This window comes from Pedobacter rhizosphaerae (assembly GCF_900111155.1).
GTDB classification, from domain to species: Bacteria; Bacteroidota; Bacteroidia; order Sphingobacteriales; family Sphingobacteriaceae; genus Pedobacter; species Pedobacter rhizosphaerae.
Window position 1 is genome coordinate 80,045 of the sequence record NZ_FOGG01000013.1, and the last position, 20,756, is coordinate 100,800.

Annotated in this window: 12 protein-coding genes and 1 pseudogene; 5 read left to right on the forward strand and 8 right to left on the reverse strand. The window is 40.5% G+C overall.

The annotated features are described in order from the left end of the window. Window positions 1–462 precede the first annotated feature (462 nt). The 3 genes and pseudogenes from BMX11_RS12275 (at window position 463) to BMX11_RS12290 (ending at window position 5,554) form a co-directional block, all read left to right on the forward strand. Window positions 463–1,233, forward strand: coding sequence for a class I SAM-dependent methyltransferase (locus BMX11_RS12275; RefSeq protein ID WP_175474546.1), 771 nt, complete (start codon window positions 463–465; stop codon window positions 1,231–1,233). A gap of 204 nt (window positions 1,234–1,437) precedes the next feature. Beyond that, window positions 1,438–2,552 (forward strand): annotated as a pseudogene (locus tag BMX11_RS12280) (acyltransferase family protein). Window positions 2,553–3,049: 497 nt separating this feature from the next. Then, window positions 3,050–5,554, forward strand: coding sequence for a sensor histidine kinase (locus tag BMX11_RS12290; protein WP_090884660.1), 2,505 nt, complete (start codon window positions 3,050–3,052; stop codon window positions 5,552–5,554). Window positions 5,555–5,710: 156 nt separating this feature from the next. On the opposite strand, the gene BMX11_RS12295 is transcribed toward BMX11_RS12290, so the two are convergent. Beyond that, window positions 5,711–6,583 (reverse strand): winged helix-turn-helix domain-containing protein, encoded by an 873-nt coding sequence (locus BMX11_RS12295; protein ID WP_245738653.1) that lies wholly within the window; start codon window positions 6,581–6,583, stop codon window positions 5,711–5,713. A 191-nt stretch (window positions 6,584–6,774) separates the two neighbouring features. On the opposite strand from BMX11_RS12295, the gene BMX11_RS12300 reads away from it, so the two are divergent. Beyond that, window positions 6,775–7,341, forward strand: a complete 567-nt coding sequence (locus BMX11_RS12300) for a hypothetical protein (protein WP_090884664.1) — start codon at window positions 6,775–6,777, stop codon at window positions 7,339–7,341. Between the two features lie 345 nt (window positions 7,342–7,686). Here the strand turns inward: BMX11_RS12300 and BMX11_RS12305 are convergent, their stop codons facing one another. From BMX11_RS12305 to BMX11_RS12325, 5 genes are all read right to left on the reverse strand, one after another. Further along, window positions 7,687–8,859 (reverse strand): glycoside hydrolase family 88 protein, encoded by a 1,173-nt coding sequence (locus tag BMX11_RS12305; protein ID WP_090884757.1) that lies wholly within the window; start codon window positions 8,857–8,859, stop codon window positions 7,687–7,689. A 92-nt stretch (window positions 8,860–8,951) separates the two neighbouring features. Continuing rightward, window positions 8,952–11,168 carry a beta-glucosidase BglX gene (gene bglX / locus BMX11_RS12310; protein WP_090884666.1) on the reverse strand — a complete coding sequence of 739 codons (2,217 nt, stop codon included), beginning with the start codon at window positions 11,166–11,168 and terminating at the stop codon, window positions 8,952–8,954. Window positions 11,169–11,201: 33 nt separating this feature from the next. Beyond that, window positions 11,202–13,076: a RagB/SusD family nutrient uptake outer membrane protein gene (locus BMX11_RS12315; RefSeq protein ID WP_090884759.1), complete on the reverse strand. Its 1,875-nt coding sequence runs from the start codon at window positions 13,074–13,076 to the stop codon at window positions 11,202–11,204. 11 nt (window positions 13,077–13,087) lie between these two features. Next, entirely contained in the window at window positions 13,088–16,174 is a 3,087-nt protein-coding gene (locus BMX11_RS12320) for a SusC/RagA family TonB-linked outer membrane protein (protein ID WP_090884668.1), read from the reverse strand. 252 nt (window positions 16,175–16,426) lie between these two features. Beyond that, window positions 16,427–18,322: a 7TM diverse intracellular signaling domain-containing protein gene (locus BMX11_RS12325; RefSeq protein WP_090884670.1), complete on the reverse strand. Its 1,896-nt coding sequence runs from the start codon at window positions 18,320–18,322 to the stop codon at window positions 16,427–16,429. Between the two features lie 338 nt (window positions 18,323–18,660). On the opposite strand from BMX11_RS12325, the gene BMX11_RS12330 reads away from it, so the two are divergent. Next, entirely contained in the window at window positions 18,661–18,933 is a 273-nt protein-coding gene (locus tag BMX11_RS12330; RefSeq protein WP_090884672.1) for a hypothetical protein, read from the forward strand. A gap of 557 nt (window positions 18,934–19,490) precedes the next feature. On the opposite strand, the gene BMX11_RS12335 is transcribed toward BMX11_RS12330, so the two are convergent. Further along, window positions 19,491–19,955, reverse strand: coding sequence for a zinc-binding dehydrogenase (locus tag BMX11_RS12335; protein WP_090884674.1), 465 nt, complete (start codon window positions 19,953–19,955; stop codon window positions 19,491–19,493). Window positions 19,956–20,165: 210 nt separating this feature from the next. Next, window positions 20,166–20,570, reverse strand: coding sequence for a hypothetical protein (locus BMX11_RS12340; protein WP_139180180.1), 405 nt, complete (start codon window positions 20,568–20,570; stop codon window positions 20,166–20,168). Between the last annotated feature and the right edge of the window lie 186 nt (window positions 20,571–20,756).

A 20,756-nucleotide genomic window follows, 5' to 3' on the forward strand; every position in this document is an offset into this window, starting at 1 on the left:
AGACAAATCCCCTTCCTCTAACCAAATATAACCTCTAACAAACCAGTTTTTTAGATGTTTTTTCACTTATAAACGATTGTCTAATGCAAACATCAACTTAAAAAATACACCATTATCATTCTGATTTTTAATTACTTACCAACAAACAAGATAAATAATCAGGGTTCTGGAGACCTAATCGCAATTTAGTCTGGAGTCGGAAGTCTTGATACCAGCATCTTGATACTCGATACTTGCTACTTGCAACTAGATAGACGAAATCAAAATAACTACTTTTTCTATAGATTTAATATACATAAATATTATATTTGTCGGCATAGTTCTGAAACATCTGGTGAAGCATTAAAATTGTTGCGCCAGATCAGAAAACAGTTTTGTTGTTAGCCGGGGCGAGACGGATGTACGCCCCTGCTTCTTTTCTGCCCAAAATTGGCTTACCATCATCCGATAACTTAATTCAAATTGAACGAACATTTTTATATGAGCTTAGATCCCATTTCAAGATTTTCAGACCATTCTTCCGACTACCAAAAATATCGCCCCGGCTATCCAGATGCCATTATTACATATTTAGAACAAAACATTGGCTTAAACCTTAAAAAAAATATTGCCGACATAGGTTCGGGTACGGGCATATTTACAGAACTATTTTTAAGAAAAGGTTATCCCGTTACCGCAGTAGAACCCAACAACGAAATGAGGCTTCAGGCAGAAGAACATTTAGGCTATTTCCGCCACTTCAAAAGCATTGGAACCAGAGCAGAAGCTACACTTATACCCTCCGGAACAATAGATTTAATTACTGTTGCACAAGCTTTTCACTGGTTTGATACCCAACAGGTAAGATCAGAATTTCTGAGAATAGCCAAACCTGGCGCTTATGTTTTACTCGTATGGAACATTTTACAACATAAAACACCTTTCTTAAAGGCATATCAACAATTTAAAGAAGGTTTTTCGGTTTCAAAACCCTACAGAGACAAAGCCGACAAAGAACAAGTTGAGCACTTCTTTAATGGTGCAGAAATCATTGTTCAGGAAATCTATCACAGCAGATTGCTTGATTTCAATGAACTACTGGGCTATTTCAGGTCATCCTCCTACGCTCCACTTCCTGGCGATCCGGAATATACTTCTGCTGAAAGTAACCTACGCTCAATTTTTGATCGCTTTGAGAAAAATGGTAAGGTAAAGCTAGAATATGATGCAAAAATGTTTCTTGGAAAAATATAATCGGGCAATTTGATAATGCCTAGTCACCGATCATTACTGCCAGACCACTAAGTCTCATTTTATCATTTATTTTCAGTGGAATGCGCTCCAATCGTATCAATTTAGATAGAAAAGTGCCTTCATTTGATTGTGATGATGCTACAGTTAAATTTCAGTTGGATAGTATTAGCTATTTTTTACAAATTGCGTCTTCACACCTATTGAATGAAATCTAACCAAAACAATGAATTGGCCACCAAGCCACATTACCCCATACTAGATGGTCTTCGTGGCATCGCTGCCATCATCGTTGTAACCTTTCACCTCGCGGAGCCACTAGCAACCGGCCATCTAGATAATCTCGTTAATCACGGTTACCTTGCCGTAGACCTATTCTTTTTATTATCAGGTTTCGTGATCGGTTATGCCTACGATGATCGCTGGCATAAAATTACCTTTGGCAGTTTTTTCAAACGACGGATCGAACGACTTCAGCCCATGGTGATTTTGGGAATGACGCTCGGAGCTATCGGATTCTATTTTACCGATTCTACCTTATGGCCACTCATACATACTGTGCCGCTTTGGAAAATGATGTTGGTTATGCTAATCGGCTATACTATCCTGCCCGTACCCTTATCACTTGATATACGTGGCTGGCAGGAGATGCACCCACTTAATAGCGTAGGATGGTCGTTATTCTTTGAATACATAGCCAATATTCTCTATGCCATCTGGATCAGGAAATTTTCAAAAAAGCGTTGACCATTCTGGTAGCTGTATCTGCTGTTGCTCTTGCGCACCTGGCCATTACAAATGGCGATGTTAGTGGTGGTTGGACACTAAATGTAGAACAAGTGAGGATTGGGCTCACCCGAACCATGTACCCTTTCTTTGCGGGTTTGTTGCTCTCACGCATAGCGAAACCTACCCGAATTAAAAATGCCTTTTTATGGTGCAGCCTTTTAATTGTTCTTGTGCTGTACATGCCGCGAATTGGTGGGGCTAATCAGGCATGGATGAATGGGCTTTATGAATCTGTTTGTATCATAATCATTTTCCCGGTTATAGTATACCTTGGTGCCAGTGGCGTGCTGCAAACTAAAAGAGAGAACAGAATATGTAAATTCTTAGGCGACATCTCTTATCCGCTTTACCTGGTACATTATCCACTGGTTTATTTTTATGTGGCCTGGATCAGCAATCATAAAGGCGTAACACTTGCACAAGCCTGGCCCTACGCATTGCTCATTTTAATTGGAGGAATAGTTTTGGCCTATGAGGCATTAAAATGGTATGATGAGCCGGTGCGCAAATGGTTGCGAAAAAAAATTGCTTAGGATCTCAATAATGAACTGATTCAGTTCAAATTATAAAAAAGGGGAACGGTATCAGATGCAGCTGTATCTGACGCAAAATGATTGAAGTTAAAATGCTTGAAGTTTACCCTTTCATTAAGTGCATGATGTTGCCCGCCAACAGGTATATATTGACTCAGGAAGCCTGTCTGTACACACCACAAAGTAATTGCAGGATTATCTGCACGGGAAATAGCCTGCAAAAGAGAAATCGTAGGCAGGTAATAAACGTAAATTTCAATTACCTGATTTTCGCCAACCTCTGTTTCACAATTAATTGCGAAATATGCTTCAGCGCTTTCATTTAAAGAAAAAAATTAGGATATTTATTATTAACAGGACTTAACACCTTGTTAATCAGCAAGATTTAAGCCACCAAGATCAATTAGCTCCTAAAATAACTCCATTTTTATAAAATCGACGAGTGAGCGTGCGCTGATGCACTGTGCAGATAGGATTATTAACTAGCCCGGGTAGTTATGAAAAAACTGGTTTTTACCGTACGCATGCTTTTTCAAATTTTGGCCTTATTGATCTGTGTAGCTGCTTTGGTCACCACAGCTTCTGCTCAGCCTGGGTCGGATCGTTCAATGCCTCCTGCTTATTGGAAATCAATTTCGGCACATGAAGTAATTAAGAAATACTCTATTGCACAAAAGCGGTTTTTGTCTATAAACACCGCTATTTTTATAAATACAATCACACAGTCACATCTGGATGCTGACAGTATTCAATTAATCGCTTCCAAAATTACTGGTCAGCCATTTATGCTGCCTTACACCGATCGTATTGAGGGTGATGAACTTTCGGCTACTACCTGGTTGATTAACGGCAATAAAATATCCGCAGCCAAAAATCTTTCAAAACAATTAAAAGGTGAAGAGCAAATCAAGTCATGCTTACTATTATCCCTTTGGTACCTTCATCAGCCACATGCCTTGCAGCGTGACCTGGATAGCGCACAACATTATGTAGACCTCGCCAGGAATATCAAAAGAGCAAGATCTTCAAAAAAATGGCATGAAGAATCAAACTTGATCATGGGCGATATTGAATTTCAAAGAGGCAATATTGACAACAGCAGACGTTTTTTTTCGAGCATCTTCTCTCCTTTAAAAACAGGAACTGAAACCGCCGTAGCAGCAGCAGCACTACAGCAATTTAGTAAAACATTTGGTTTGCGGGATACCGCCAGATTGGCCTATCTGACACGGTCGTTAGCTATTTACCATCGCCTCCACCTGACAGAAAATGAAATAATTTTGCGTTGGCTCGTTGCAGATTATTACATGAGCAATGATAGGGCTTTAGCAGAAGACAATTTTAAGCAGGTGCTTGCCATGCAGCGTTCATCCAGGTATAGACATGAACTGTTTACTCACTATCTCCTGACTATTGTTTACAATAACAATACTAAATTTTCAGAAGCTTTAAAAGCGGCCTATGCAGGCCTCAAAAACATGAAATGGTCTGGACTAAATCAATTTGCAGGAGGTTTTAACATGCGGGTTGGCGTAGTTTATGCTCATGTTAATAAACCCGAAATGGCCATTCCCTGGTACAGAAAAGGGGTTGAAATAAAAAGTGAAGAGACGCATTTCTTTTGGTATAAGAGCTTTTTATACCTGGCTACGGCGCTTGCTGATCTGGGCAAACCAAAAGAATGCATTAGATTGGTAAATTTAACAGTTGCCAAATATCCTCCCAGAACTACCTGGGAAAAAGTACAGATACTTGCAACCCTGGGCTACTGTTACAATATTTTGCATGACATTTCCTATGCCGATCGTTCATACAGGCAAATACTCTATGCTACCAAAAATTACAATGACACATATGGCGAGTTACCCGAAATCTATGCTGAGTGCGCTCTATTTTATATTAGATTAAAAAAGACTCCAATCGCCCGTATATTTCTAAATCAAATAAACTCAAAATCTTCAACCCCTGATAGCTACAATACTTTAAAATACAGCATCTTATACAAGATAGACTCATTAGAGGGAAATTATAAGGCTGCGCTTCAAAAACATATATTATTTAAAAAAGCCAATGAGGTACTGGCTGGTTACGATCAGCAAAAAAAACTAAATGAGTTAACGCTGAAATATGCAACGGCGAAGAAAGACCAGGACCTCATTTTACTTCGTAAACAGCACGATATTCAGCAATCAGAACTAAAAAAAGGAAAAGTTATCCGTAATCTCATGATTGCAGGAGGATGCTTACTGGCCTTGCTTTTGGGCTTAATTATAAACCGCTACCAATTAAAACAACGAACAAACGATCAGATAGCCCGTAAAAATAATTCCCTTCAACACCTGCTTACAGAAAAAGAATGGCTCTTAAAAGAGGTGCATCACCGGGTGAAGAATAATTTACATACTGTAATCTGTTTACTCGAATCTCAGGCACGTTACCTCAAAAATGATGCACTGGAAGCTATAGAAACCAGCCAACACCGCATTTACGCCATTTCGTTAATCCATCAGAAACTTTACCAATCTGATGATATTAAATCCATTGATATGGCCTCCTATATTCCCGAACTGGTAAAATCATTACAAGACGGTTTTGGCGTGTCTGACCGCATCCTGTTCAAACTGGACATCCAGCCTATATCACTTAGTATTTCACATGCCATACCTTTAGCTTTGATTATCAATGAAGCCGTTACGAATTCTATTAAATATGCTTTTCCTGATAACAGGAATGGGGAAATTACCATTAACATGTTTGAAGAGGGTAGGCGAATAAGGTTGGCCCTAGCTGACAACGGTGTTGGGATGCCACAAATCGACTATGATGATGAACCAGAATCCCTGGGATTAAGATTAATAAAGGGTTTAAGCGAAGACATCGAAGCTGAAACGCACTTTGAGGTTACAAATGGGACAAGGATTACCATTGTTTTTAAACATGATCCGCTAAATGCCCCAGATACCATCTTAGAATCGATTAAAACAGAAGGGGTACTGGGCTAATGAAAAATGCAGTCAGCAATATTTCCTTTTTATATTGCTGAATTGAAATAAGCTTTTTCAACTGTGAAAATCCTGCAAAACCCTTGCAATAACTTCAAATTTATACACACTATCCGATGCATTCCAAGGGATATTTCCTTCACCTCGCCCAGAAAATCAGACAGCAGTAATTTCAAGCTTATAGCCCTTTGCCCGAACGACAACAAGATTGACACCAGGCTCAGGTTCCAGTTTTTTTCTAAGTTTTGATATGAACATATCCAGGCTGCGCCCTACAATAACTCCTTCATCTTCCCATATTTCCTTTTGCAAGCGGCTTCTCTCTATCGTTTGGTTAGGGGAAGACGCAAAAATATTCAACACACGACTTTCAGTTCCGGTGAGTACTATGGTATTTCCATTGATCATGAGCTTACGGTTTTTTGCATCGAACAACATAGCACCCAAAGTGAAAATACCATCATGCTGGATCTCAGGTACAACCCTACGCCCTTTAACAGATGATAAAAAGACAAAGCCAATAAATGCTAATAAGGGTAAACCGCCTAATAAATATTTATCCTTTATGGTATGTATAACTGTCGATTTGAATTTGATATTGATCAGGTAATGTGCCTGGGGCTGCTTTCTGCCTACACAGGTTACGATATCATCTTTTTTATTGTTGGATATAGCATATCCATAAGCTATACCAGACTCGCCACTATTCAATACCGTGACCACATAATGATTAGCATCCGGGTCTTTCGCCAACACCCGCCGAGTAGTATTAACAAGGGAATCGGCTTGAAAACTGAAGGCATGCTCAAACCTGATCTGATATTCATTTTCAGCTATATTTTTTATCGGAAGCACCCTGGATGTACTATCACCTGACTGCAAAAGCAGTTCATGTGCAATCTTCCGAAGCAAGATTTCCCTTCTTGCAATATTGAATTCGTCACTATCAGCCATACTGAAAGCTGCACAGATTGCAGCAACAAATACAACGAATAGTGTCCCTGCCAGGTACTTACCTTTCCTGGACATGAAATCTCGGCCATTAAGCATAGTGTCAAGTATTTATTTACAAAGGTTACATTTTTATTTACAATCTAAGTTCCTCGTCCCGAAATATATAGAAGTATTTTTGTTTCATACACAAGATTTGAAAAGTAGAAATACCCTTAACGGTTCTGATCTATGGACTGGGGATTTATTTTAGTTAAACCATGTAAAATATGAAAAAAGTTAATTATGTACTGATCTTACCGCTGGTTGTGGTAAGCGGACTGGTATTTGCCAATCTTAAAATTAAAGAGGAGACTTCTAAAAACTCAACCTCAAAACAACTCTCTGCTGCTGAAAGGAAAGTTGCATTGAAAAATTGGGAGGCTACTCCCGATGGTGTAAAGTATAAAAAATGGGTAGCCACTGCTGAAGGGGAGAAAGTGTTTGCTGGTACAGCTAAAATAAGCAGGAATGTTAAGGATTATAAAAATATGGAAGCTATTGTAACCGCTCTTTCTCTTCCGAAAGGCTCATTATTGGGTTTCGGTTTGATGGTCAGGATTAGTGGTGAGGATTATATCCTTGCTTTTGGACCGGAAATATCTGCCAAGAATTTCTGGAGCTTTAATCAGGAGTTTGAGCAATTGCATAGCTTAAAAGTTAACGACAAGATAATCATAAAGAGCCATAATGTTTCTCATGCGCCCAAATATGCTTATCCTATCTTATCTGGAGATTATGTGGAACGAGCGGGTACAATAATTTATGAACGCGCTCCTCGCAAAGGTGGCTGCTAGCTAATAGATAGCCAAATGTGGTGAACGGATGGTATTCAGCCTGCTTGGGGAATAAATATTTTAATCCCATACCAGAGCAATAGCATAAGCCTGTAATAAACTTTGTAAATCGGGATTACAGGACGATAAAATAGCAAACCTGATTATCGATCAGGGTTCAACGATCGTGACTATGCCTGACCTTCTAAAAGCCGCAGCTTTGGCTTCATAACCTTCACAATCAGGGACGGAAAGCTTCCGTCCCCTTTTTTTGTTAAGCGCTTGCCCCTAATCTATTTTACCCGGAATTCCATAGTTGAAGAAGGCATAGGCCAGATTGTTTTCGCGAGGGATATAATGTGAACACTATTTGCTTCTTAACAAGGCTTCAAGATAATAGTAGTCTGCATAATTAATGGGCACATCAATTTCCGACTTTGCAGGGCGATGACCTGTGCTGTGTTCCAGTATAAAACCGTAATTACCACCAATCTTACTGGTATAGCTTTTACTCAATGAACTCAGAATATGATCTGCTGCTGCTTTATATTGTTTTCCATTGCGGCTATATTTCGAGAGTTCATATAATGCTGATGCGGTAATGGCGGCGGCTGATGCATCTCTGGAAGCATTTGGAATTTGAGGATCATTATAGTCCCAGTAAGGAATTCCATCTGCTGGGGTGATCTTGTTGTTTAAGATAAAACCTGCGATACCATCCGCCTGAGCAAGATATCGGTCATTTTGAGTTTCCCTAAAACACATGGTATAGCCGTATAATGCCCATGCCTGTCCCCTTGCCCAGGCCGATTCGTTAGCATAGCCTTGTGCAGTTACTTTCTGCAAAACATGCCCCGCTTGAGCTGTATCGTAGTCAATTACATGATAGGAACTGAAATCTGGGCGGAAGTGATTTTTAAGGGTATGATCGGCATGTGAAACTGCAATCTTGTAGAAAGAAGAGTCGCCTGTCATTTTAGTGGCCTCGAAAAGCAGCTCCAAATTCATCATGTTATCGATAATAACCGGATATTTCCATTTGTCACCATTATGGTCCCAGGATTTAAGCACGCCCGCAGTTTTGTTAAAACGGGTAGCGAGCGATCGGGCAGCCTGGATGATTACAGCTCGATAGGCCGTATCTCTCGTCAAACGATAGCCGTTTCCAAAAGGACAATAAATCATAAAGCCCAGGTCGTGGGTACCCCGGTTATATTGCTCCTCTTTAATATCATTGGTGTACTTTCGGGCAAGCTTAAGCCACTTTTCATCTTTTGTGAACTGATAAAAGTACCACAGCTCGGCAGGAAAAAAACCGCTGGTCCAGTCTTTTGAACCGACCATTTTAAACTGACCTTTTTCCACAGTCCGGGGAGAAACAAGCTGGGGTTTAACCAGTCGGGCAGAATCGACATTCCGGATCAGCAAATCAGTTTGTTTTCCGGCAGATGCAAAGGCTTTCTTTACATCAACCTTTTGTGCATTTGCAACATGGCAAAGCAAAAGGATAAATAAAACAGCATTAATTCTAAATTTCATATGGTAACCAATTAATTTCACATTTAGCATAGGATTCTTTTTAAATTATCAGACTCATTATGGCAGTACTTTTTTGCTTGCTCATTGTTTGTTTAGTTGATCAGCTTGAAATCTTTCTCCAGTTGAATGTTGTTGGAAGCTGTTCCGATCATGAGTTTAAAGTCGCCTGGCTCTGTCCCCCATTTCAATTGTTGATCATAAAATGATAACTTCTCCCGGTCAATGGTAAAAGTTACTGTTTTACTTTCACCCGGCTTTAACATGATCTTTTTAAAATCTTTGAGTTCCTTTACCGGACGTGCAACCGAAGCAAACTTATCTTGCAGGTACAACTGAACAACTTCCTCTCCTGCGTATTTACCTGTATTTTTTAGAATGAAACTCAAGTCAATTTTCTCGTTGAGCCGAATCTCGCTCTTGCTCAACATCAATCCTGAATAATCAAAAGTAGTGAAACTTAACCCATGTCCGAAGGCAAATTTCGGAATATTAGGCATATCCAGGTAAGCGGAGCGATAGCGTGTATCGGTATCATTCTTAGCTAGCCTACCGGTACTCAAAGCATTGTAATAGATTGGAATCTGGCCCTCATCCCTTGCAAAAGTCATGGGTAGTTTTCCACTCGGGTTATAATCGCCGAACAAGACATTAGCCATGGCATTTCCCGCTTCACTACCCAACCACCAGGTGTACATTATAGCTGGTACATTATCGGCAGTCCAATTAAAAATTAAAGGTCGCCCGGCCATCACCAATACTACTACCGGCTTACCCACTTCCTGAACGGCTTTAATCAACTCTTCCTGTACACCTGGGATACGAATATGGGCCCTGCTTTTGGCTTCCCCACTCATATCAAGCGTTTCGCCAACCGCCATGATAATTACATCTGCTTGTTTAGCAACTCTTATTGCTTCAGCAAAACCTGTAGTAGAGGAATCAGCAATTTCACAACCTTTAGCATAGCGCAATTCTGTGCCATCGCCAACTTTGTTCTTTAAGCCCTGAAATAAAGAAACCAACTGATCATTTTGCCAGCTGATTGACCAGAAGCCCTGCATATCTTTTTCCGACTTTGCCAAAGGTCCAATAACAGCAATTTTCTTTAATTCTTTAGACAGAGGCAATATCTGCTTTTCATTTTTTAAAAGCACAATACTTTTTTCGGCCATTGATAAGGCCGCCTGCCTGTTCTCAGCAGTGTTCAGTTCTTTTTCCTGCCGGGCTTCATTGCTGAAACGATAGGGATCATCAAATAGCCCCAACTCAAATTTTTTGCGTAATATTCTGCGCACAGCATCGTCAATTAAACTAACGGGTACTTTTTTCGCTTGCACCAGCTTGGCCAGGTTCGGCAGATAACTGCGGCTTTCCATGTCCATATCACTACCGGCTTTAATGGCTAATTCGGCTGCCTGGGATTTATCTTCTGCATAGCCATGATCAACCATCTCTCCGATAGAGCCCCAATCGCTCACCACGAAACCCGGATATTTCCACTGCCCTTTAAGAATATCACGTTGCAGATGGGAATTGGCCGTTGCAGGTATCCCGTTCAAAGTGTTAAATGCATTCATAAAAGTAGCTGCTCCAGCATCTACCGCGGCTTTAAAAGGCGGCAGATAAGTTTCCCAGAGGCTGTGCTCACTCATGTCGACCGTATTGTAATCTCTGCCCGCCACCGCAGCGCCATATGCCGCAAAGTGTTTGGCACAAGCCATTACCGCATCCAGATTTCCCAGGCCCTTCCCCTGAAATCCTTTAACCCGGGCAAAGGCAATTTTTGAACCGAGATAAGTATCCTCTCCTGCTCCTTCCATTACCCTTCCCCATCGCGGATCGCGGGCAATGTCTACCATTGGGGCAAAGGTCCAATGCACACCCGCAGCAGCCGTTTCCCTGGCTGCTACTCGTGCACTGTTCTCAATTGCGGTTAAATCCCAGCTTGCGGCCTCTGCCAGTGGAATGGGGAAAGTTACCCGGAAGCCATGGATCACGTCAAGACCGAAAAGCAAAGGAATTTTCATTCTGGACTGCATCGCTACCTGCTGTACCTCCCGGGTTTCTTTGGCACCACGAATGTTCAGCATAGATCCCAGTTTCCCATCACGTATATCTTTAAGCTTATTGGGGCTGGTAGTGATCGGGCCCGTCGCATCCCGATCACCTGTATACTGGTTAAGCTGCCCGATTTTCTCTTCTAATGTCATCAGCTTGAGCACCGAATCTACCCGCTTGTCGATCTTCGAATGCTGTGCGAAACCTGTAAAGGGCAATGCAAAAATTAAGGCAAATGATAAATATCTCATATCTAGTTTATTACTCCTAATTTCTCTTATCAGTTACGGAAGTTTATCAAGAGCTGGCACATTAAGCTCATATCCCGCGTAGCCTTTATTCTGATTAATTCGGCCATCAGTATTGAATCGCTGTGCTGAAGCAGGAACCGGCCAAAGTACATGGTAAGGTGCAATTTTATAATTTACGCCCTGTAGGGTTGGCACCTGGTTTTTATAGAAATCATTTTTCTCCATGATCCTGTCGTACATAAAGTTATTGTCAGAGAAAGCAGCAGTGGTATAAACTTTTCCGTTATATGCTGCTTTTCCGGTTTGTGCAAAAATATAGGCAATGCGGGTTAACTCTGTTTTGCGCGGTTCTTCCCAATATAATTCCCTGGCCCGTTCATCCAGAATAGTACCAATTGTTACGGCACTGGCATTGGTTAACAGGGTGGCGTTCGCCCGTGCCCGAACAACATTGATATCGGCCATGGCCAATCCAAGGTCGCCTTTCCAGTAATATGCTTCAGCCCTCAGCAAATAGGTTTCTGCCAGACGGAATACATACCAGTCGGTATTGGTACCACGTGGCGGGGTCCAGTATGGATCGTTAGCCAGCGCGTTGGTAGAATTGATGAATACTTTATAGTGTGGCCATCCGAACCAGTGGCGAATGGTATCGAGCGCACCATTGGTAAATCTTTGTGCCAGGTTTGAAGCAGAATAGGGCTGTAAGGGTTGACCATAAAGGGCTCTGTCTGCAGCATTTGATGAATTTTTCAGCGCTGGGTTATTGTAAACCAGATCAGTCATATCCATCCACATCCCCTTTGCATGCCTGTAATCGGTGTTATCGGTCCAGATGTATTTGGTGCTGTATGGCGTACCGCGATATCGTCCTATACCTCTTCCATACATTCTGGTTAGGGGAATTTCAGCACTTACCGCATCTACGATAGCCGTTGCGCCAGATGGTGTTTTTACATTCGCAAAATGCCATGCCGGTACGGTATTTCTCATCAACTGCGATCCGTTAGCGGTAAAGCCCACAAAGTTCTCCCTGTCGATTACTAAAAATAATGCTTCCCGGTTTGCAGCGATGGCTTTGTTATCCATACGGTGCAAGTCCCAGATAACGTTTTTACTCGCATCTGAAGCGGTACTTCCGAATCGGGCTGTCATCATTCCATACTTACCGCCATTGATTACATTATTGGCTGAAGCGATGGCATCATCGAACTTTCCTAAGGCAAGGTTAACTTTAGTGAGCAGGTGACTAACGGCTCCCTTAGAAACTTCTCCTTTATTACCACCATCAGTTACCCAGGTTTGACCAAACTCCAGATCTGTTTTCAGCTTAGCCAGGATAACCTCTCTTTTGGTAGAATAAAAATCGGCTTTAGGAGATTCAAGATCCTGTAAAAGCAGCGGCACATCACCAAACTGATGCACTAAACGGTAGTAGTTATAGGCCCGGTAAAACAATGCAGATCCTAAAATCAGATTTTTCTCCGCCTCAGAACTGTAGGTAGGCCTGTCGATATTGGAGATAATGGTATTTGCCTGTCTAACGGCAACAAATTCATTATCCCAGTACCACCCAATTTTATTATAGTCATCACTGTTCAGGTTCGCATCGGGGGTTATTCTGGAAATCAAATCCTGAGCAGGGGTATTTTTATCGGTGGTACCCTCTACGGCAACGTCCGAAAAAATTGATTCGGTGAGCATAGGTGCAGAATCGCCGAAGAACTCTCTTCTTGTTGCTGCACCTAAACCATTAAGGGCTGCTTTCATAGCCACCAGATTATTGAGGTTTTCTGGGGCATAAGCGGAAAGCTGCTCGGAATCGAGATAAGTTTTCTTACATCCTGCTGCTACCACCAGCGAGAGAAATCCCAGGAAGAACAGTATATTTTTATTTATATTTTTCATAATCATCAATATTAAAGCGTCACGTTAAGGCCTAAAGTATAATATCTTGGCGTAGGCCCATCATTTTGTGGATCCCAGAAGGTCCAGCTTGGTGCATAATAACCTGCATTAGTTACGTTGGCATAAATTTTTGCCGATTTAACACGTATTTTAGTTAACAGATTCACCGGTACCGAGTAAGAAAGGGCAACGGTGTTTAAGCGGATAAATGAGTTATCCCAATACACGTTAAAACTGGTTCCACTGGAGCCTGAATTCAGCCTTGCATAATCATTGATTGGGTTCGAAGGTGTCCAGTAAGGAAGTACATAAGAATTCGACCTGGCAAAACCTACACTTCCAGGTTGATTTTTTGCCTGGTTATATTGTTTCATTTGTCCCCAATTGGATAGGAGCTGAAAGGAGAAATCAAAATTCTTAAAAATATTGAACTCGTTTCTCATCGCTAGAAAATAACGGGGTGTTTTGTATCCTAAAAATTGTTTGTCGTCATCAGAATAAGCATAATCTCCATTTACATCTTCCAGTTTAAAATCTCCAGCTTTAATAGCCGCTTTGGTAAATTTCGCTGCTTCAGCCATCTCTTCTACTTGCCAAACGCCGTTTACTTTATAATCCCAGATCACATCAATGTCTTTCCCGATGAACCATCCGTTACCCGGGTCGTTAGTTGGGAGTGCCAGAGCGATGATTTTATTGCGGTTAAACGAAATATTAAAATTTGTACTCCATTTGATATGACCTTCTATCAGATTTTTTGTAGTTACATTAAACTCGCCACCCTTATTATTGATGCGTGCAAGATTAGAATACACGGTAGAATAACCACTTACATTGGGTAGCGTTTGCCTCACCAGCAAATCAGATGTTTTTTTGGTGAAAGCTTCAATAGAACCATTAATCCGATCATTAAACAGTGAGAAATCCAAACCAATATTTAAAGCAGTGGTTTCTTCCCATTTCAAATTAGAATTGGCCATCTTGCTGCCAATCTGCACAGTGTTTACATCAGAAGCTGTTCCTCCAGGGGTTACCGTCTGGTATTTTCCACTGGCAAGCTGTGCAAGTGCAGCATATGGATCCACCGTACCATTATCTGGATTTCGCAAGTCACGATTTCCGTTTACCCCGTAAGATAACCTGAGTTTACCATAATTTAGCCACTTTTGATTTTTAAAGAACTTTTCGTCGGTAAATACCCAGGCCAGCGCGGCAGATGGAAAAGTTGCCCTTTTTGAATTTAAGCCGAACACAGAATATCCATCACGGCGAACGGTTAGGGTAAGGTAGTAGCGTTGTAAAAGTGAATACGTTAATCTGGCCAGCAAGGCATCACCTGTGTATACCTTATCTTCACTATTGGTTGTGGGCTTAATACCACTTGATAAGTTATGGTAGCTCAGTACATCGCCTGGTACAAAACCCTCGTTACCAGCCTGTGTCCACCAGGTTTGATATTTTTCAGCATTCGCCAAAAGTGTAAGATCGAAATTATGGATATTGGCAAAGGTTTTATTCCATTTGATGAGGTTATCAATCTGCCAGTTGTATCGGGTTTCGTTTGATCTCGTTGCCGATCCTCCAGGTGTTACCACATCAGGATTTCTCGATGAGCGGTAATCGAAAGTACGGTAGAAATCAAGCCCGGGACTAAAGTTAATCTGGTAACTAAAGCCATAAGGCAGTTTTACCTTTCCATATACACTCCCAAAAATGGTATTTTGTTTGTTCATCCTTTCATTGTAAGTCATGTTTAAGAAAGGGTTTCTTGCGTTCAGTCCGCTATCATCTGTAGGAATCCGACGTAATTCGCCGTTTGGAAGATAACGGTCACCATATGGAGAAAGGTTAATCAGCTGGTTCCAGTTTGCCTCCAGCGAACCATCGCCGGTACGGGCCTCATCACGGTCGGCGAACTGGAAGTTCATTCCAAGGGTTACCGATTTTGCGACCTGACCTTCCAGGTTGATCCTGGCCCTGATGGCAGTATAATCTCCTCCTTCAATCAAATTCTGGTTTTTTTGATAACCCAGAGACATGTAATAATTGATTTCCTGTTTTCTCCCGCTCAAACTTAAGGTATGATCCTGACGAAAGCCCTTTCTGAAAATATCATCATACCAGGGCTCTGTTTTACCCGCCAGGTAATTGGCCTTTTCATTGGCTACCAAACCTAACCTGTTCAGCCATAAATCTACAGGATCGCCGGTTTGGCCATTTAACCACTGGTTTAAAGTTACGCCCGCAGGAAGATTTCTGGGATCATTGTACAGATATTCCGGTGTTGTTGCGCCGCTCCTTAAAACGTCGCCTCTCCAGGCCAGGAAGCCTTCCCCTTCATAGCTGCGCATATTCTTGGCCAGTTCTGCGAAACCGGCATTGGTATTGATAGTAATGAGTGGCTCATCGCCTTTACCCTTCTTGGTGGTTACGGCAATCACTCCCGTGGCGGCCTTGGCACCATACACGGCCAGCGAACTGGCATCTTTGAGCACATCTACAGTTTCAATATCATTAGGGTTGATGTCTGCCAGCTGCCCGTTGTAAATCACTCCATCCAAAACAATTAAAGGCGAGCTTCCCGCACTCAAAGTTGACTTCCCGCGCACCAGAAAATCTCCCCCACCCTTGGCACTTGAACTCAGGCCTACAGATAATCCCGGAACATTCCCCCTGAGTACATCAGAAAGGCTTTGCGGATTTTCGTTTTCGAGCTGAGTAGCCTTAACACTGGAAATTGCACCAGTGGCATCGCGTTTGGTCGCTGTTCCGTAACCGATTACGACAACATCGCTCAGGTTCTGGGGTTCATCAACCAGGACTATTGAAAAAGTAGTGCGTTTATTCACTGCAACCTCTTGTGGGGTATAGCCTAATGAAGAAAAAACCAATGTAGCATTGGCTGGTGCTACAATGGAAAACCCTCCGTCAGCTCCGGTAGAAACACCTGCTTTCGCGTTTTTAATCTTGACAGATACACCGGGGATACCGACTCCTGCTTTGTCTTTTACAGTTCCTTTTATGTTGACTTCCTGCGCATATGCAGAGAGCAGCATAAAACAAACCAAACTAAAAAATAGCGTAATTTTTTTTCTCATAATTTTATTTGGTTTAGAAATTAAGAACACAAACGTATTCTATTTAAAGTCAAAAAACAAACTCAAAAACAAGTCAAAACACTAAATATCAGTACTTTACATTAAATAACAACACACTTCAATCGCAAAAAATTAGGAACAAAAAACTGTTTATTAGCGTGCTATAGCTACTCATTACAATCGTCACAATACGCTTCAACAGCAAGATTTTTTTTAAAAAATATTTATCCACTTAGTTTATTGATAGTCGCTCTAATCCAGAATAAGCTTGGTCCAGCCTTCCTCCCCTGCCTTTTTAACTATATCTTTTTTCTCCTGATACAGCTTTTGGATTTTGGAGTTGTAAGTCCAACAGGTTCCTTGTCTGATATCCAGAATTTGAGAGAGCTTATAGGAGGATATCGTACCTTTAGAGTTATATACCAAAAACAGCATATAAAGTGCCTTGGTAATTGGAATGCGGCTATTTTGAAAGAGCGTTCCCGCAATTACCGATTCATCATAACCGCATCTGGTACAACGCCGGGCATAGGGCGTTGCGCCACTTAAGAAATGAAGATTGCCACATTTTTTGCAAACATATCCTGCAGTCCACTTCAATTCTGAAAGATATTTAAAACAACTTTCTTTATCGGGATAGATTTTACTGAACTCTTCAAAATTGACTTTTTTAGACATTACCCGTGCTTTGTTTACACGCTCAATGTCCAGGTTAAGTGCTTTAACATCCCGTTTTAGCATTGCGTTCATGACGGAAATTTCCACATTTTGTGCCTCAATGATTTCTGCCTTCTCGCGAAGCTCACGCGTTCTGGATTCAACCATGGCCGTAAGTTCATTGTTAAGCGTTTGGTTGAGCTTATCGTTAACCTGAAGCTGCTCAATGATACGCTTTTGAGCGAAGTTCTTTTTCCTTCTCAAACTTCGGATACTGTTTCCGATTGCAAAGGAAACCAACACCATTTCAATCACAAAGCAAATGCTTAAGCTATAGTAAACCAGCGTACCGTAGGGAATCCATTTAAGCAGTAATAGAATTTTTATTGAAAAACCAAACAACAGAATCCCATAACCAGAAACTAAATAGATTGCAGGCTTAAAACCGCTGCGATAAACAGACAATGCAGAAAAAAACACCATCATCAATGGGATAAGCTCAATCACTTTAAGGTTAAAAAGTGTGGGAAAAATCAGACAGGCCAGAAAAAATCCGCTCCGGAGGAAAATGGTAAAAAGAACTGCCTTATACCAAAGGGGTGATTTCGCCTTCAGATAAAGAAACCTGATGGTAAAAAGCATTCCAAATATACTGCTGATGAACAGGGAAAGCCCAAATCCATATGTATTTAATGCAGGGAAGGTTGGCCACAGATACTGGAAAGCTATACCATCATTACACATTTCATACAAACCGATCCCTAAATTGTAGAGCACATAATAAAGATATTGTTTACCCTTAACAGCGAAGTACATCAATAGATTATACAAACAAAAAACGAAGATCATGCCGTAGAATAGTCCGAATATGAAGTACTCTCCTGTAGCATAACCCAAAAACCATCTGAAATCGCGGACTACAAAAATGGCACTCACAGGATTATCGCTCTTGATTCTTACATAATAGGTGAGCAGTTTATTGGATTTGTTATTGAGATCGTAGGTAAAATTTTTATGTTCATAAACCCGGTTAGCAAAATCATATTGAGTACCGAATGAATTTTCCTGGTAATTGTTGCCTCCCTCAGAAACATACAATTTGAGATCATTTATAGACTGATCAAAAAACTCCAGGATCCATTTCTTTTTAGACGCTTCATTGTGGGCTATTTTAAACCTGTACCAGTAAGCAGAACTTCGGTGCTCATTCTTTGGTATCCGGTTTTTACTTGGCCTGAATTGATGTTGATAATCTTTGCTGAGGACACGACCGATATCCAGTTTACCGAAAGGATCTTCAAGAATATCAATTTGTTTATAGGTGAAAAGCTGGTGTGGGATGTTATCATCAATTTGAAGCGGAACCTGGGCATGTAAATTGGTTGAAAACAGGAATATAGCAGTCCAAAAAAGGACAAGAAAAAGCCTTCGAAAGCTTAAATTGCGAATATTCCCTTGATTTCCAATGGTTGCTTGGAGAGTATGATGCATGATAAGTTGGTTAGTTGGCTCATATTACAAAGAATATTGCAAAACACCAATTGCCAATGGCAATTTTGACAAAGATTATCCCAGGTGGTTGTTTCAATCTTTTCCAATCATATAAAGGTGAGTTTTTGGCACATTAAATCAAAAAACAAAATTTAAAATACTGAAATATAACATTTTAAACCGAAGGTTCGACACCCTTTCGTTCCAGGACTTTCAATAGATTATTACACCTGCATTGACAATAAACCTGATCGGAGCGGCACCCTAGTAAAAGCGGAATATAGCGGATGAGCAGGACTGTGGCCACCGACGAGAATTAGTTTTCATTTTACCAAAGAATGCATAAGAGAAAATTACTCCTCCCAAACAACATTTATAAAAGCAATACAATTTCCCTGGGACATTTCAAAGGAATAGTGAAAAAAGGGTATACGGATGAAGAAGTAGTAGAACACTCCAAAAACTTTGCTCAAAGCCAGCTCGAAACTGAACTTCTGGAAGCAAAGGAAAAGGCAGATGAAATGGAAAAAGATGTGAACAATAAGATGATATGGTGGTGGACAAAGGCTGTTATAATTGCAATAACCGGGATTGCTTTAATCTTTTTTTAGATTGGAATATTTCTTCCTCTAAGTACCTACAATTATTCGCCACTGATAGGAAGCTGGATTGATTCGCTTCCTACTGAGTCAACAGCAAAAGATTTGGCCAAAGCAATTTACCTGTTACCTGCGGGTCTATTTGCAGGAATATGGAGAATATGTTCACCACGACTTGATAAATCTGCGCCCGCAATAGCCAGAGATGAATTTCGTGAGAAATGGATGGAACTATAGATCTAAAAATTAGCTATTATTAGTTAAATTTATCTCCTTTTTTTAAATCAAACAAGACATTGTTTATTCTTAATTTATACAACTAAAGGAATAGATTATTGCTACCGAAATCCCCAATTCAGGTCTTCAACACTAAAGTGAATTCATGTTCTGGTGTATTTCGGTACAAGTCCAGTATCAGTTTGTACTTGGATATAAATATTATTTATAGGTTGATAAAAACTATAACCCTCATCATTAAAATAATGATCGGGACTATTGAACAGCAGATAAATTTTATCCAAAACTTACTTTCTTGAGTTTGGTTGAACATAATTTACTGTTCAGATTCTCTACCTCACTTTTATTACTACTTTACCTTTTGCACGCCCACTTTCCACATAAGTTAAAGCATCATTTGCCTTTTCAAAATCATATACTCTATCAACTACAGGCTTGATAACACCAGCTTCAATTAATTTTGTAATCTCACTTAGTTGATTTCCGCTAGCTTTCATAAAAAGAAAACGATATTTAACGTTTCGTTTTTTCGCTTTACTTCTGATACTGAAGCTGAGTAACGACATTATTAATCTCAAATACCATGGAAGTCCTATTTCTTTAGCAAAATCTGGTGTTGGCGGGCCAGAAATAGAAACTATCTGACCTTCTGGTTTTAGAATGTTAATCGATTTCTGAAGGGTTTTGTTATCCTGGCTATTTAGAACGAGGTCATAATCTTTTAGAAGATTTTCAAAATCCTGTGCTTTGTAGTCGATTAATACATCTGCGCCCAGGTCTTTTACCAACTGTACCACATATCCCCAGCCTTTTTATGCGCAAGAGTGCCTCATTTGTGCCTGGAACAGGGATTTCCCTTTGTTGATATTCAAACTCACCGGGAGTTTTACATACAAGTACCTTCATTATTATTTTAATTTTATATAACCTGCTTTTTGGTGTAAACCTTACTGTATAATAAATTTATTGCATTACCACCGGCTGCCCAAAGATGATAACGAAAAATATTAACCGATAAAATGAAGAAATTTATGCATTAAGACCCTTAGCTTCTCCAACTCCTTTGCATTGCCTTTCTTACAGTCCCGCTCATTGAGGTATCCTTTTACAAGTTGATATTCTTCCCCATTGGCAATTTCTGAATTCCTCAATATTTTCTTTATCGTCCTGGCCTGCAACAAATCCACAGCTTCAATATCTTTTTGACGTTCTGCTCTAAAAAAAACCTTCAGCTTTAAGGCTAAAGACAAAGGTATGTTATTAAGTATCTGATAGTCTAAATCATCGCTCATCCTTCTAAGCAGCTTAATATTCAATAGTGTATGGGCTTCTAGGATCCTGTTATTGGACTCATCAAACAAATGCCTCATACCAAGTGTAAACCCTCCATTTTCTGCCATAAACTTATTCATCAAAACGCATTTACATTTTAATCTTTCCAACTCATCCAGAGTAATCTCCATAAATATATTTTTATGTACTGATGGTCTACAATTTCAAACATTTCAGCAGCACGATGCCCCTGGAACCGGGAGGAGTGATAGCACTAATCTCTCTGGAGTGGATGGATAGAGAAATAGAAAAACAGACCTGGCCAA